Source organism: Pseudomonas hygromyciniae (assembly GCF_016925675.1).
In the GTDB taxonomy this organism is placed as follows: Bacteria; Pseudomonadota; Gammaproteobacteria; order Pseudomonadales; family Pseudomonadaceae; genus Aquipseudomonas; species Aquipseudomonas hygromyciniae.
Map to the genome: position 1 here is coordinate 1,205,711 of NZ_CP070506.1, position 15,303 is coordinate 1,221,013.

Genomic DNA, 15,303 nt, shown 5'->3' on the forward strand with positions numbered 1-15,303 from the left:
ACCTTCGTCACCCCTTTGATTTTTACAGAACAAAACAGCAGGTGAAGTCATGACCACAACTCAACCCCTGGAACTGCTGGCGCCCCTGGCGGGCGTGCTGTTGCCCCTGGACCAGGTGCCGGATCCGGTGTTCTCCAGCCGCCTGATTGGCGACGGCGTGTGTATCGATCCCACCTCGCAGACCCTCTGCGCACCGCTGGCCGGGGTGATCAGCAATATCCAGGACAGTGGTCATGCGGTCAGCGTCACTGACGACCACGGCGTGCAGGTGCTGATGCATATCGGCCTGGATACCGTGAACCTGGCGGGCAAGGGGTTCACCCGGTTGGTCGAGGAGGGCCAGCGGGTGGCGGCAGGGCAGCCGCTGATTGAGTTTGATGCCGACTACATCGCACTCAATGCCCGCAGTTTGCTGACCCTGATGCTGGTGGTCAGCGGCGAGCCATTTACGCTGCTGGCGGCGGACACGGGGCTGGTTGAAGCCGGGCAACCGTTGCTGCACGTGACGCCTGCAACACGTGCCGCCAATGACTCGGAAGAAGAGGGCGAGGCCCTGTTTTCCAAGCCCCTGACGTTGCCCAATGCCAACGGCCTGCATGCCCGTCCGGCGGCGGTGCTGGCCCAGGCCGCAAAAGGTTTCAAAGCGAGCATCTGCCTGCACAAGCAAACCCAGAGCGCCAACGCCAAATCACTGGTGGCGATCATGGGCTTGCAGACGGTGCGCGGCGATACCCTGCAAGTGAGTGCGGCGGGGGCGGATGCGGCGGCGGCGATCGAGGCGTTGGTCGCGCTGTTGGCCGACGGGTGCGGCGAAGCGGTGGCGGTGGTGGCTGAAGCCATCGCCCCGCTGTCATCGGCAACGGTATTGCGGGGCGTGTGTGCATCGCCAGGTTCGGCGTTTGGCCACGTGGTGCAGGTCGCCGAGCCTGAGCTGAGCGTGACTGAAAAGGGCGCTGGCGAGACGCCAGAACGTGCCGCTCTGACGTGTGGTTTACAGGCTGCCGCCCAAGCACTGCAAGCGCTGCAGGACAAGGCCGGGGATAGCGCCCAGGCACAGATTTTCCGTGCCCATCAGGAATTGCTCGAAGACCCGACCCTACTAGAACACGCCCACGGCCTGCTCGCCCAAGGCAAGAGCGCGGCCTTCGCCTGGAACAGCGCCACACTCGCCACCGCTGCGTTGTTCGAGCAATCGGGCAGCCCACTGTTGGCCGAGCGTGCCGCCGATATGGCGGATGTTGGCCAGCGGGTCCTCAAGCAGATCCTCGGGGTCCAGGACGGCGCCTGGGATTTGCCGGAGCAGGCCATCCTGATTGCCGAGCAATTGACGCCTTCGCAAACCGCCAGCCTCGACCCGGGCAAGGTGTTGGGGTTTATCACCGTTGCCGGAGGGGCCACCAGCCACGTCGCCATTCTTGCTCGCGCCCTTGGCTTGCCGGCGATTTGCGGTGTGCCGGCCCAGGTCCTGGCATTGCCCGATGGCAAGCCAGTGTTGCTGGACGCCGACAAAGGCGAACTGCACCTCGACCCGGACCCGGTAGTGATCGAGACGCTGCGGGCCGCGCGCGAGCAGCAGGTTGTGCGCCACCAGCGCGATCTGCAGCAGGCCGCCTTGGCCGCCACCACCCGCGATGGTCATCATATTGAAGTGACCGCCAACGTCGCTTCGCTGCAAGAAGTGCAGCAAGCCCTGGCGCTGGGGGCCGAGGGGGTCGGGCTGTTGCGCTCGGAGTTTCTCTACCTGGACCGCAACCGCGCGCCGAGCCCGCAGGAACAGGCCCAGACCTACAGCGCCATTGCTGGTGTCCTGGGCACCGAGCGCAATCTGGTGGTGCGCACGCTTGATGTGGGCGGTGACAAACCCTTGGCCTATGTGCCGATGGACAGCGAGACCAACCCCTTTCTTGGCTTGCGCGGAATTCGCCTGTGCCTGGAACGTCCCGAGCTGTTGCGCGAGCAGTTCCGGGCAATCCTGGCCAGCGCCGGCCTGGCGCGGTTGCACATCATGTTGCCGATGGTCAGCCTACTGTCGGAGCTGCGCCAGGCCCGCGAGATCCTGGAGGAGCAAGCGCTGGCCTTGGGGCTTAGCGAGCTGCCGAAGCTGGGGATCATGATCGAGGTGCCATCGGCAGCCTTGATGGCGGATGTGTTCGCGCCCCATGTGGATTTTTTCTCCATTGGCACCAATGACCTGACCCAATACACCCTGGCCATGGACCGCGACCACCCACGCCTGGCCAGTCAGGCCGACAGTTTTCACCCGGCGGTGCTGCGCTTGATCGCCACCACGGTCAAGGCCGCCCATGCCCACGGCAAGTGGGTGGGCGTATGTGGCGCGCTGGCGTCCGAAGCGCTGGCGGTGCCGATGCTGATCGGGCTGGGGGTGGACGAACTGTCCGTCAGCGTGCCGCTGATCCCCAGTATCAAGGCCACCGTGCGTGAGCTGGACCTGGCGGACTGCCAGATCATCGCCCGCCAGGTACTAGGTCTGGAGGAAGCCGCCCAAGTGCGCGAGGCCTTGCGCCTTTACCACACGGCGACTGTAGAAACTTTACCTGTCGTGGAGCATTGAGCATGTTCGAGAAACTACAGCAAGCGTTCTGGAAAGCCCTGACTCCGGACCTGGTGGCCGAAACGCCGAACGCCGAGCCTGCGGCTGATGCGATGTTGGCGCCGGCGGTGTTGAGTGCGCTGGGCGGGGCGACAAACCTGAAGTCGCAACAGCGAGTGGCTTTGACGCGGATCCGTGTGCAGCTACAAGACCCGACCCTGGTCGATGAAATGGGGCTGAAGGCAGCGGGAATTACTGCCGTGATGATATTGACAGGCGGGGTAGTGCATCTGATCACAGGCCTGAGCTGACCGCATTCGATCAATCTGAGCCAGCCTCCGCGGCAAACGGCCTCCCGTGGCGAGCGGGCTTGCCCCGCGTTGGGCTGCGCAGCGGCCCCAAAACCTGTAATCGGGGTTTATCAGGCAGAAATTCAGCGGCCTTATTGGGGCTGCTTCGCAGCCCAGCGCGGGGCAAGCCCGCTCGCCACAGTAAGAGTGGTTTTCACAGTAAGCCTGTGGTCTTCAGGGTGTTGGGGTGTGGTGCCAGAGCTTCGATCCATGCCGCGCCCCCTGTGGCGAGCGGGCTTGTCGGAACGCCGCATCGCCCGCGTTGGGCTGCGCAGCGGCCCCAAAACCTGCAATCGGGATTTATCAGGCAGAAATCCGGTGGCCTTATTGGGGCTGCTTCGCAGCCCAACGCGGGGCAAGCCCGCTCGCCACAGTAAGAGTGGTTTTCACAATAGGACTGTGGTCTTCAGAGTGTTGGGTTGTGTTGCCAGAGCTTCGGCACATGCCACGCCCCTTGTGGCAATCGGGGTTTGTCAGGCAGAAATCCGGTGGCCTTATTGGGGGCTGCTTCGCAGCCCAGCGCGGGGCAAGCCCGCTCGCCACAAACAAGCCTGTTTGCCACAGCCACAGCAAGCCTGGGGGCTAGAGTTGGGGGGTGTCTTCCGGCGGCTTGGTTTTGTCCACGCCCGGGACGTGCAGGTTGCCTTCCACCACTTGGTTGCCTTCCAGCTGCGGCTGGGTCACCCAGGTCAGGATGTCGTAGTAACGACGGATGTTGGCCACGAAATGTACCGGTTCGCCGCCACGGGCGTAGCCGTAGCGGGTCTTGCTGTACCACTGCTTCTGCGACAGGCGCGGCAGCATTTTCTTAACGTCCAGCCATTTGTTCGGGTTCAGGCCTTCTTTTTGTGCCAGCTTGCGTGCGTCATCGAGGTGGCCGCCGCCGACGTTGTAGGCCGCCAGCGCAAACCAGGTGCGATCAGGTTCAAGGATCTTGTCGTCCAGTTCGCTCTTGATCATCGCCAGGTACTTGGCACCGCCCTTGATGCTTTGTCGGGCGTCGAGGCGGTTGGACACGCCCATGGCCTGGGCGGTGTTCTGGGTCAGCATCATCAAGCCGCGCACGCCGGTCTTGGAGGTGACCGTCGGTTGCCACAGCGATTCCTGGTAGCCAATGGCTGCCAATAGCCGCCAATCGACCTTTTCTTCCTTGGCCGAGGTCTTGAAGAACTTCTCGTACTTGGGCAGGCGCTGCTGCAAATGCTGGGCAAAGGTGTAGGCGCCAACGTAGCCCAGTACATCGACATGCCCGTAATAACGATCCTTGAGGCGCTGCAAGGTGCCGTTCTTCTCGACCTTGTCGAGGTAGCTGTTGACCTCGTTGAGCAGGCTGTTGTCTTCACCTGCAGCCACCGCCCAGCTCTGGTTGCTGGCGTTGCCCAGGTCAAAGGCCACCCGTACGTTGGGGAAGTACACCTGGTTCATCGCCACTTCATTGGAATCGACCAGGGTCAGGTCGATCTGCCCTTCGTCGACCATGCGCAGCAGGTCGACCACTTCAACCGCGTCGGACTCTTCGTATTCAATCGCAGGGTTCTGCTTTTTCAGCTCGGCCAGTTGCTCGGCGTGGGTGCTGCCCTTGAGCACCATGATCTTCTTGCCTACCAGGTCTGCCGCGTTGGTGGGGCGGGACTGGCCGTTGCGGTAGATGATCTGCGGGGTGACTTCCAGGTACGCGTGGGAAAAGCGCACCTGCTGTTTGCGCTGTTCGCTGCTGACCAGGCCGGCGGCGGCCAATACCGGGCCGTTGGGTTTGCCCAACTGGCCGAACAGGTCGTCGAGGTTGTCGGCGGTCTCGATTTCAAGTTTCACCCCCAGGTCGTCGGCAAAGCGCTTGACCAGTTCGTATTCGAAACCGGTTTCGCCGTTGCGGTCCTGGAAATAGGTGGCCGGACTGTTTCGGGTAATCACCCGCAATACGCCATCCTCCTTGATTCGCTCGAGCGTGCTGGGCTTATCAACACAGGCGCTGAGCATCAGGAAGAGTCCGGTGGCGAGGAGCCATTTGGCACATCGCGGGCGCAAAGCAGTTGGGGAGAACATCTGCGCAGTATACGCAAACGGCCCACGGCGCCATATCTCGACAGCATGGGCGTTGTCTGCTAGCGCCTGCGAAACTGTGCTGCAGCCCGCAGAAACGTGGCCTGGGGCGCAATTGTGACGGTTAAAAAAACTGCACCGGCGACCCTGGAAAACGCCCCGATACCGTGCAATCGCGGCCAACTGACGTTCGGCAGCGGCCAGTGGTGCCGTTTCGGGTGCCGTTGGCGCAGGTTTACGCTAGAATGCACGGCCTCAAAGCACACCCCCTTCCCGAGGCTGTCCCGAAGATGTTGATCCTGCGCGGCGCTCCTGCCCTTTCTGCCTTTCGCCACAGCAAACTCCTTGAGCAACTGAGCCAGAAGGTTCCAGCTGTCACTGGCTTGTATGCTGAATTTGCTCACTTCGCCGACGTTAACGGCGTTTTGACCGCCGACGAACAGCAAGTGCTGGCACGCCTTCTGAAGTACGGCCCCAGCGTTCCCGTTCAAGAGCCGACCGGCCGCTTGTTCCTGGTTCTGCCGCGGTTTGGCACCATCTCGCCCTGGTCGAGCAAGGCCAGCGATATCGCCCGCAACTGCGGCCTGGAAAAAATCCAGCGCCTGGAACGCGGGATCGCCTTCTACGTGGCTGGCCAGTTCAGCGATGCCGAAGCCGAGCTGATCGCCAGCAGCCTGCACGACCGCATGACCCAGATCATCGTCAGCCAGCTGGAACAGGCCGCCGGCCTGTTCAGCCACGCCGAGCCCAAGCCGCTCACTGCGATTGACGTGCTGGGCGGTGGCCGCGCCGCCCTCGAGAAGGCCAACACCGAGCTGGGCCTGGCCCTGGCCGAAGACGAGATCGATTACCTGGTCAACGCCTTCAACGGTTTGCAGCGCAACCCCCATGACATCGAACTGATGATGTTCGCCCAGGCCAACTCCGAGCACTGCCGGCACAAGATCTTCAACGCCAGTTGGGATATCGATGGTCAGAGCCAGGAAAAAAGCCTGTTCGGCATGATCAAGAACACCTACGTGATGCACAGCGAAGGCGTTCTGTCGGCTTATAAAGACAACGCCTCGGTGATCGTCGGCAGCGTCGCCGGCCGTTTCTTCCCGGACCCTGAAACCCGCCAGTACGGCGCGGTGCAGGAACCGGTGCATATCTTGATGAAGGTCGAGACCCACAACCACCCGACCGCAATTGCCCCGTTCCCGGGCGCAGCCACCGGCTCGGGCGGCGAGATCCGCGACGAAGGTGCAACCGGCCGTGGCGCCAAGCCCAAGGCTGGCCTGACCGGTTTCACCGTATCCAACCTGCAGATCCCAGGCTTCGAACAGCCGTGGGAAGTGCCGTACGGCAAGCCTGAGCGCATCGTTACCGCACTCGACATCATGATCGAAGGCCCGCTGGGCGGCGCCGCGTTCAACAACGAATTCGGGCGTCCGGCCCTGACCGGTTACTTCCGTACTTTCGAGCAGTCCATCACCACCCCCCGTGGCGATGAAGTGCGCGGCTACCACAAGCCGATCATGTTGGCTGGCGGCATGGGCAACATCCGTGAAGACCACGTGCAGAAGGGCGAGATCCTGGTCGGCTCCAAGCTGATCGTGCTTGGCGGCCCGGCGATGTTGATCGGCCTGGGCGGCGGCGCGGCTTCCTCCATGGCCACCGGCACCAGCTCGGCAGACCTGGACTTTGCTTCCGTACAGCGCGAAAACCCGGAAATGGAACGCCGTTGCCAGGAAGTCATCGACCGTTGCTGGCAGTTGGGTGACAAGAACCCCATCAGCTTTATCCACGACGTCGGCGCGGGCGGTTTGTCCAACGCCTTCCCGGAGCTGGTCAACGATGGCGACCGTGGCGGCCGTTTCGAGCTGCGCAATATTCCAAACGACGAGCCGGGCATGGCCCCGCACGAAATCTGGAGCAACGAATCCCAGGAACGTTACGTACTGGCCGTTGGCCCGGCGGACTTCGAACGCTTCCAGGCCATCTGCGAGCGCGAGCGCTGCCCGTTTGCGGTGGTCGGCGAAGCCACTGCCGAGCCGCAACTGACTGTCACCGACAGCCACTTCGGCAACAGCCCGGTAGACATGCCCCTTGAAGTGCTGCTGGGCAAAGCCCCACGCATGCACCGCTCGGCGGTACGTGAAGCCGAGTTGGGCGATGATTTCGACCCAAGCACACTGGAACTGGCCGACAGCATCGAACGCGTGCTGCACCACCCGGCCGTGGCCAGCAAAAGCTTCCTGATCACCATTGGCGACCGCACCATCACCGGCCTGGTTGCCCGTGACCAAATGGTCGGCCCATGGCAGGTTCCAGTGGCTGACGTTGCCGTCACCGCCACCAGCTTCGACGTGTATACCGGTGAAGCCATGGCCATGGGCGAGCGCACGCCGCTGGCCCTGCTGGACGCCCCGGCGTCGGGCCGCATGGCCATTGGTGAAACCCTCACCAACATCGCTGCTTCCCGTATTGGCAAGCTGTCCGACATCAAACTGTCGGCCAACTGGATGTCGGCCGCCGGTCATCCGGGCGAAGATGCGCGCCTGTACGACACCGTAAAAGCGGTCGGCATGGAGCTGTGCCCCGAGTTGGGCATCACCATCCCGGTGGGCAAGGACTCCATGTCCATGGCCACCCGCTGGAACGAAGATGGCAGCGACAAGAGCGTCACTTCGCCGCTGTCGTTGATCGTTACCGGCTTCGCCCCGGTCACCGATATCCGCCAGACCCTGACCCCGCAACTGCGCATGGACAAGGGCACCACCGATCTGATCCTGATCGACCTGGGCCGTGGCCAGAACCGCATGGGCGCCTCGATCCTGGCGCAGACCCACGGCAAACTCGGCAAACACGCGCCGGACGTGGATGATGCGGAAGACCTCAAAGCCTTCTTCGCCGTGATCCAGGGCCTGAATGCCGACGGCCACCTGCTGGCTTACCACGACCGTTCCGACGGCGGCTTGCTGACCAGCGTTGTAGAGATGGCGTTCGCCGGTCACTGCGGCCTGAACATCGTGCTCGACAGCGTTGCCGAGGATGCAGCCGAGATCAACGGCATCCTGTTCAACGAAGAGTTGGGCGCGGTGATCCAGGTGCGCCAGGACGCTACCCCGGATGTACTCGCACAATTCAGCGCCGCTGGCCTGGACGATTGCGTGGCCGTGATCGGCCAGCCGATCAACAACGGTGAGATCAATATCTCGTTCAACGGTGACACCGTGTTCGCCGGCCAGCGCCGCCTGCTGCAACGCCAGTGGGCCGAGACCAGCTACCAGATCCAGCGCCTGCGTGACAACGTCGACTGCGCCGAGCAGGAATTCGAGGTGATCCTGGAAGAAGACAACCCGGGCCTGAGCGCCAAGCTCAGCTTCGACGTCAACCAGGACATTGCCGCGCCTTACATCAAGAAAGGCATTCGCCCTCAAGTTGCCGTACTGCGTGAGCAGGGCGTCAATGGCCAGGTGGAAATGGCGGCGGCGTTCGACCGTGCCGGCTTCAATGCGATCGACGTGCACATGAGCGACATTCTCGCCGGTCGCGTTGACCTCAATGAGTTCAAAGGCCTGGTGGCCTGCGGTGGTTTCTCCTACGGCGACGTGCTGGGTGCCGGTGAAGGCTGGGCCAAGTCGGCCCTGTTCAACAGCCGTGCCCGCGATGCGTTCCAGGGGTTCTTCGAACGTAACGACAGCTTCACCCTGGGTGTGTGCAACGGTTGCCAGATGATGTCCAACCTCAGCGAACTGATCCCGGGCAGCGAGTTCTGGCCGCACTTTGTGCGCAACCGTTCCGAGCAGTTCGAAGCCCGTGTGGCCATGGTGCAGGTGCAGGAGTCCAACTCGATCTTCCTGCAGGGCATGGCCGGTTCGCGCATGCCGATCGCCATCGCCCACGGTGAAGGCCATGCCGAGTTCGAAAGCGAAGAAGCCCTGTTGGAAGCCGATCTGTCCGGCACCGTGGCCCTGCGTTTTGTCGACAACCACGGCAAGGTCACTGAAAGCTACCCGGCCAACCCGAACGGCTCGCCGCGCGGGATCACCGGCCTTACCAGCCGCGACGGTCGCGTCACCATCATGATGCCGCACCCGGAGCGTGTGTTCCGCGCCGTGCAGAACTCGTGGCGCCCTGAAGAGTGGAACGAAGACGGCGCGTGGATGCGCATGTTCCGTAACGCTCGCGTGTGGGTGAACTAAGGCTGTGTACAAGCTCAGCTTCTTTGTGCCCGACAGCCATGTGGAGACGGTGAAAACCGCCCTCTTCGCCGCAGGTGGTGGGCGCATCGGCAACTACGACAACTGCGCCTGGCAGGTATTGGGGCGTGGCCAGTTCCGCGCCCTGGACGGTAGCCAGCCGTTTATCGGCCAGGTTGGCCAGGTCGAAGTCGTCGAAGAATGGAAGGTTGAGCTGGTGGTGGCGGATGAGTTGATCCAGGCCGTTGTGGCGGCATTGAAGCTCAGTCATCCCTACGAAACACCGGCGTACGAGGTGTGGCAGTTGGCGGATTTCTGATGCGCTGATTGGCAAAAAAACAAACCCGCTGGACCGTCTGGGCCAGCGGGTTTCTTTTTGCCTGCTACTGCGTTGGCGTGTCAGGCCGTTACGGTGCCGGGGTCAGCTCCATGTTCCTTCGGATGGCAGTAATCAACGTGTCCTGGTGGGGGAAGCGCTGATCTTTCATGCCCCAGCGATCAATGAAAAACAGCCCTTGGTCATCCACCTGGATTGGCGTCGAGACGATTTCTCCGGTCCTGGATTTGTGCAGCAGGTTGGTTTCACTCATCGAGGGGCGTTCAACCAGGAAATGTCCGGACGCCTTCAAGCGCGTTCTATCCAGCGGCACAAAATCATAAGGCGGTGTGCCCGTCACGCCGACCTCCAACGTAAAGTCACTGCGTGACGCTGTCCATTCGGCCGCAAGGCTCGTCTCCCAGCGACCGGGGCGAATGTCGCTGGACAGAGACGATGCGCTATCGCGGATATTCAGGCTGACGGTCCCTTGCAGGTCGGCCAGGCCTGGTATCTGGCGGTTGGTGTTGGTATGGGAGGCGTCAACGAAAGCCACCCACTTATGCGGGCCGTTTGCCGCCTGGTCCGCACTGATTACGTGCGAGGCGAAGTAGCTGAACATCCGGTTCCGGGCCTCTGGGCCGGCGTCTTTGGCGTGGTAGCTGGCATTGCAGTCGAGTGCGCGGACCCGGATCCCGTATTTATTGGCTTTTTGAATCACTTCGAAATAGCTGTGGGAGCCACTGTAGGTATCCAGTTTTTTGATGTCGTCCTTGAGGTGGGTAGACATCTTTCTTGAATTGAGGAAAGCGTCCAGATCTGCTTGGTTCTGGTCCGTGAGCAGGCGTTGGATGTAAAGGGTGTCAAACTTCAGGTCCTTGAGTGTTTGCATATGTTCAATGAGGAACGCCTTGCTCGATTGCGCTTTTTTCGCTTCGCCGATAACCAATCCGGGCAAGGAGCTTTCGCTTACCGATTGGAGAAACGGCACCGGCTGTGTTTGCGCGCTGAGCGGTGCAAGGTCCGGCCGGGCGGGTAGGGTGTGACTGCTTAAATACTGTTTGGCGTGTTCGTTCAGGCGCTTTTGGGCGTCTTTGAAGGCGTAGTGCGCCTTGCGGTATTTTTCATGAGTGGGTTCATAAATATTGCTCAAGCGGCGGGCCTCGCTTGACTGGACGCGAATGCTTTCACGCAGTTGTGGGGCAATATCGTAATCACTGTAATGCCCGGCCGCAGCGGGCGCCGTTGTGGTAGAGGGCCCTGGCAGGTCGACGGTTGTGGTGTGCGTTTGCACCGCCAGTACGTAATCGGCCGATTTCCCATCCGCCACGGTGGCGCCGAGGTTGTCGATACGCATCCCGGTCGCCTGGCCAGGGCCGACTTCCTCCACTCGCACAGCAATGGCGTTGTGCAGATCGGCCAGGCCAGGTCTTTGATTGACCGTGCTCATGCGCGCCGGATCGACCAGAGCGATCCAGGGTTCGTCGGGCAACGCTTCGCTATCGGCCTCCAGCACCCTGGACGAATAGAAATTGCGCAGCCCTGGCTCTCGGGCAGTGGTGGGCGGTGTGTCGCCCAGGACGAGGGCGTCTTCCAAATGGTAGGACGTCGAGGCGTCCAGTGCCTTGATCTTCAGGCCCTTGGCCGAGGCCTTGCGCACCAGCGCAAGATAGGAAAATGGCCCGTTCTCCGCGAAGCCAAACGCTTTGTCGACCACCTTCAGGTGGCGCTCGATATGCTTCCAGGATTTGCCGTTGTTGAGTTTCGCCAGTTTCTGGCGGAACACATCGCCGGGCAGGTATTCCACATACAGGCGCTTGTAACCCTTGGCAGCCAACGCCTCGATGTTATCAATCAGTACTTGCTGGCTGGCGATGGAGCTCGGTTCGGCGCCGATAATCAGGTTCGGCGCGCGAGTGTTGGCCGGGGTGCCGACGAGTGCTGCCAGCGAAGTATCTGCCGTGACCGGCTGTAACGCGGCACGCTGCGCTGGCGCTCTGGGGGTGCTGAAAAAAACCTCGGCATCCTTGCGCAGTTGGCTGACCTGTTGCTGGTACACCTGGCGCACCGGCTGCAGATCCTGTGCTGCGATTGCCAGGGTGACGTGCGGATTGTCGTAAACCCAATCCCCTTGCTTGCGCAGTTGGGCCTTGAGTTCCGGGTTCAGAACGTGCTCCACCTTGTCCATGTACTTGGCCGGCATCTCGTAGTTTTTCAGGCTGTCGGGGGTCTCCGGGACTTTTTCATATTTCGGCGCGCCGCCGGTCACGCCGGTACGTTTCCACACGCCCTGGGCATCGGGCGCGGCCAGACGGGTGGTCGAGACCAGCTTGCCGGTGACCGGGTCCAGGCGGTACAGCAAATAGCGACCGATGGGGTCCGGGGTCAGCGGCGCCCAAAGAAACTCGCCATTGAACAGCACCGATTGCATGCCCGCAGGCTTCGCCGGCGTGGGTTCCAGAGGGGCTATCAGTTTCAGCGCCGGGCTTTGCGCGATGCGCCGTGGCGCCTGGCGCACCACAGGGCGGACGAATTGCTGCAGGGTGCCGAGGGCGGGCCGCAGATCGGTGAACAAGCCACCTGCGCTGTTGAGCAGATAGCCGATGAAGTGCTCCAGGGCCTGGGCGTTATCGCCCTGATGGTAAGCGTGCAGGGCGAGCATGCCGTCCTTGAACGCCAACGCCAGGCCGACGCTCAGGCTCAGGACCGGGAAGGGCGCGGTGGCGATGGCGGCGACCCATTCCACGCAGGTCCAGAAAATGCCACTGATCATTTGAGTGCGGTTGACGGTGGTCGCTTGCACATCGTCAATCGTGCGCTGCAACCTCAAGTCGTACAGCTCGCGCCGCAGGTCCTGCACTTGGGTCTGGGAGCGGATCGGGTCATGGCGTGCCGGGCTGCTGCTGGTTTTATCCAGATCCTCGGGCAACTGGCGCCTGGCCTCTTCCAGGAACGTACGCACCCGCGCCTTGGATTGAACCGCAACCCGCTCCAGCAGATAGCCCAACATGCCAGGGAGTTTTTTCAGCAGGTAATTGAATAGCCGGGCTTCGCGCAGGCTGATGTCGTCCGGCGCATTTGGGGTGTAGAGCAGCGTCGGGTGATTGTCGTGGCTGAACAGGTAGCAACCGATCACCCATTCACCGTCGATGACCAGACGATGGATGGCGTGCTCGCCACGGATCTGGGGTGACGTCTGGTCCATGCTCGAAAGAGTGCGCTCCAGCCATTTCAGATCGAGCGAGGCGATGTGCCCTTGCAAGCGACATTCAAGGGCCGCGTTGCGCAGTTGCATCTGGGTCAGGGCGAGGGTGGCATTGCGGCGCATTTCGTAGTCGGGTTGGCCGACATTCAGCAGGCGGCTCTTGACCTCATCGATATAGCGCTGGCCGATCCACACGCCGGTGACCGAGCGGGCAACCTTTTCAGCGGTCAGCGGGCTCAGGTCCACGCCTTCGGGGCCTTTGAAGCGGGCCGAGCGCGAGAACTTCTCCTCCAGAAAACCAATGCCGTCGGCATAGCCATCGCGATACAGCTGGGTATAGCTGAGGGGGGCGGGCGTCGAGGTGCCGATCAGGGCGGTGGGCGAATAGGCCCAGACAGTGTCGGGATCCACATCGTTGCCTGCGCGTCCCAGCAATTGATTCAGGCGTTTGCGGGCTTGCTCATGCAGATAGGCCGCGAAACTGGGCATCTGCGCCTCGGACAATGAAAACGCGTTGTAGAAACGCAAGCCCTCGTCGCTGTCGTCCGCCCGCTTCATCAGGGTGCGGCGCGTGTCCGCCGGGGCCGAGCGATACCAGTCGGGGGTGTTGAACGCATCGTCATCAGTGCGCGTGGCCAGCACATGGCTGGCCATGGCCTTGAGGCATTCGGCGTGGCTGTGGGCGGGGCCGAAGGTGATTTCCTGGTGTTCCTGGGCATGGGACTTGTAGCTCAGGCCACTGAGCACCTGGTTCATTTTGGCGCGAAAGCGCAGGGCGACACGGCCGAGCAGGTAGTCGGTCAGGCTGCCTTGCGGTGGCGTGCCGCCGTTGTCCAGGGCCCAGCCGAGGATATGGTTCTGGCACGCGATTTCACTGTCGAACGCTTGGAACTGCTGTTCGCGGGGGGCCTGTGGGGTACACAGCAGCACACGGTCGACCACACCCTGGGCGTTGCGCTGGCGCAGTACCCAAAGGTCTTGCAGTTGTGCCTCGTGCAGGGCCAGGGTCGAAGCGCTCAGCTGTGGATCGCTGCCTTGGCGCAGGCGCTGTATGCGCTCGAAGTCGTCTTCGCGCAAATGCCCTTGCAGCATTGCGGCGTAGGCCAGGGCGTTGATTCTGTGGTCGAACAGGGTTTCGATGGCCTGGCGCAGTTCGGTCTTGGCGTGCAGGTGCTTTTGCAACTCGCCAAAGTCGATGCGCGGCTGCAACGTGCTCAGTTGTTCTACGAGCCAGGCGGGTGTCAGCTCGACATAGGTGTTGGGCAGCGCTGCGCCGGCGTAGCGCAGGGTGGTCTTTTTGAGGAATTCGGAGCCGGGTTGTTCATCGCCCGGATGCAGGCCGCGCAGGGCCAGTTCGATCAGGTTGCGCTCGTGGGTATATTCGCCGACGGCGCTGACAAAGCGCCGGGTACTGACCTGCAACTGTTCGGGGGCCAGATCGTGGATCTCCAGGTCATCGCTCAGACGCTCCAGCCACTGATGCCGCGCCAGGGCGTGCGGTGTGGCCAGGGGGCCGAGCAACTGCTCCAGATTCTGCCGGGCCTCGTTGTAGCGATGCAGGTACTCGGCCAGCAGGGCACGCCGCGCATCGCTGGCGCTGCGGTACCAATCAGGTGCGCTGTGGCGCAGCCAGCGGTCCAGCAGGGCCTGGGCGCGCCATTGCAAGCGCGCCGTGAGGTCGGGCAGGGCGCCACGGATCGCCTGTTCCAGGGCATCGATCAACGCTTGGCTGTCGTTGCCCGGGTTGTCCACCAGGCTCAGTGCGCGATCAATGTCCTCGCTGCGTTTGGCGATCAGCGCGTTATCGAGATGCTCGTACAGCGGTCTATCCTGGATTGGTGTCAACGCCAGTGGCCAGATGGCACTCGGTGTCAGTGCGTGATAGCTGCGGGCAAGCAGGTCCATGAAGTGGCGGCGTTCTTCGGGGCTGGCCAGGCGCTGGAACAACTGGCTGTAGAGGCTGGCCAACGAGTCGAAAAACTCGAACCCTCGTGAGGGCGTGAACAACCCTACGCGGCCCACCGGCGTGACAGACGTCAGGTCGGTGACGACCGGGCTCGACTGCTCGGTGAGGACAAACGCACCGGCCAGCTCCACGGTGTGCCCCTGGTATTGCAGGGTCACTGCGTACAGGCCGGGACGCAGAGTCGCCCCCAGCGGTATGCGATCGAGGATCGCCCGTTCTTGCGGATGCAGCAGGCGATCTGTCGCGCCGAGCGCCGCCTCCTTGGCCTGTGCGGTGAAGCCCGCTTCAAAGGTCATGAAGGATTTGCGCGCCTTGCCGTCAATCTGCTCGCGTCGGTCCAACTCCAGCAGTTGCGTGTTCAGGGTGGTCTTGAGGGTGGCCAGCAGGGTCTGGCCTTCAGTGCTTTGCAGATCGTGTTGGGCCAAACCCTGGTACAGCGCGCGGCTCTTGGCCAGGAACTGTTGACGGTACTGCTTGAGAAGCGTGTTCAAGCTCTCCAGATAAGCCAGGTCTGCCGACGGGGTTTGCGCAGGCAGCAAAGGGCTATCGACATCGAGCAGATGATGGCCGATCAGGTTGAGTGAGCTTTTGATCTCGTCAAAGCTCAGGGGGGGATTGGAAGTGCTCACAGGCACAGGCTCCATGCTGAAGGATTAGAGCCCTCAGCATGGGCAGGACCGCCCCGGGCGGG

Annotated in this window: 6 protein-coding genes; 4 read left to right on the forward strand and 2 right to left on the reverse strand. The window is 62.3% G+C overall.

Annotation, left to right across the window (positions count from 1 at the left end; all coding sequences use genetic code 11):
• Positions 1-49 precede the first annotated feature (49 nt).
• Positions 50-2,572 carry a phosphoenolpyruvate--protein phosphotransferase gene (gene ptsP / locus JTY93_RS05255; protein WP_205476060.1) on the forward strand — a complete coding sequence of 841 codons (2,523 nt, stop codon included), beginning with the start codon at positions 50-52 and terminating at the stop codon, positions 2,570-2,572.
• A 2-nt stretch (positions 2,573-2,574) separates the two neighbouring features.
• On the forward strand, positions 2,575-2,862 hold the full coding sequence (locus JTY93_RS05260; RefSeq protein ID WP_169997278.1) for a PTS sugar transporter subunit IIB: 288 nt from the start codon (positions 2,575-2,577) through the stop codon (positions 2,860-2,862).
• A gap of 621 nt (positions 2,863-3,483) precedes the next feature.
• Here the strand turns inward: JTY93_RS05260 and mltF are convergent.
• Positions 3,484-4,944, reverse strand: coding sequence for a membrane-bound lytic murein transglycosylase MltF (mltF, locus tag JTY93_RS05265; RefSeq protein WP_205476061.1), 1,461 nt, complete (start codon positions 4,942-4,944; stop codon positions 3,484-3,486).
• A 287-nt stretch (positions 4,945-5,231) separates the two neighbouring features.
• Here mltF and purL point away from each other — a divergent pair, with 287 nt between their 5' ends.
• Both purL and JTY93_RS05275 read left to right on the forward strand, forming a co-directional pair.
• Complete coding sequence (purL, locus tag JTY93_RS05270) at positions 5,232-9,128, forward strand: phosphoribosylformylglycinamidine synthase (RefSeq protein WP_133715846.1); 3,897 nt, start codon at positions 5,232-5,234, stop codon at positions 9,126-9,128.
• A gap of 4 nt (positions 9,129-9,132) precedes the next feature.
• Positions 9,133-9,444 (forward strand): YqfO family protein, encoded by a 312-nt coding sequence (locus JTY93_RS05275; RefSeq protein WP_205476062.1) that lies wholly within the window; start codon positions 9,133-9,135, stop codon positions 9,442-9,444.
• Between the two features lie 88 nt (positions 9,445-9,532).
• Here the strand turns inward: JTY93_RS05275 and JTY93_RS05280 are convergent, their stop codons facing one another.
• A complete protein-coding gene (locus JTY93_RS05280) occupies positions 9,533-15,241 on the reverse strand; it encodes a membrane-targeted effector domain-containing toxin (RefSeq protein WP_205476063.1) in 5,709 nt (1,902 codons plus the stop codon).
• Between the last annotated feature and the right edge of the window lie 62 nt (positions 15,242-15,303).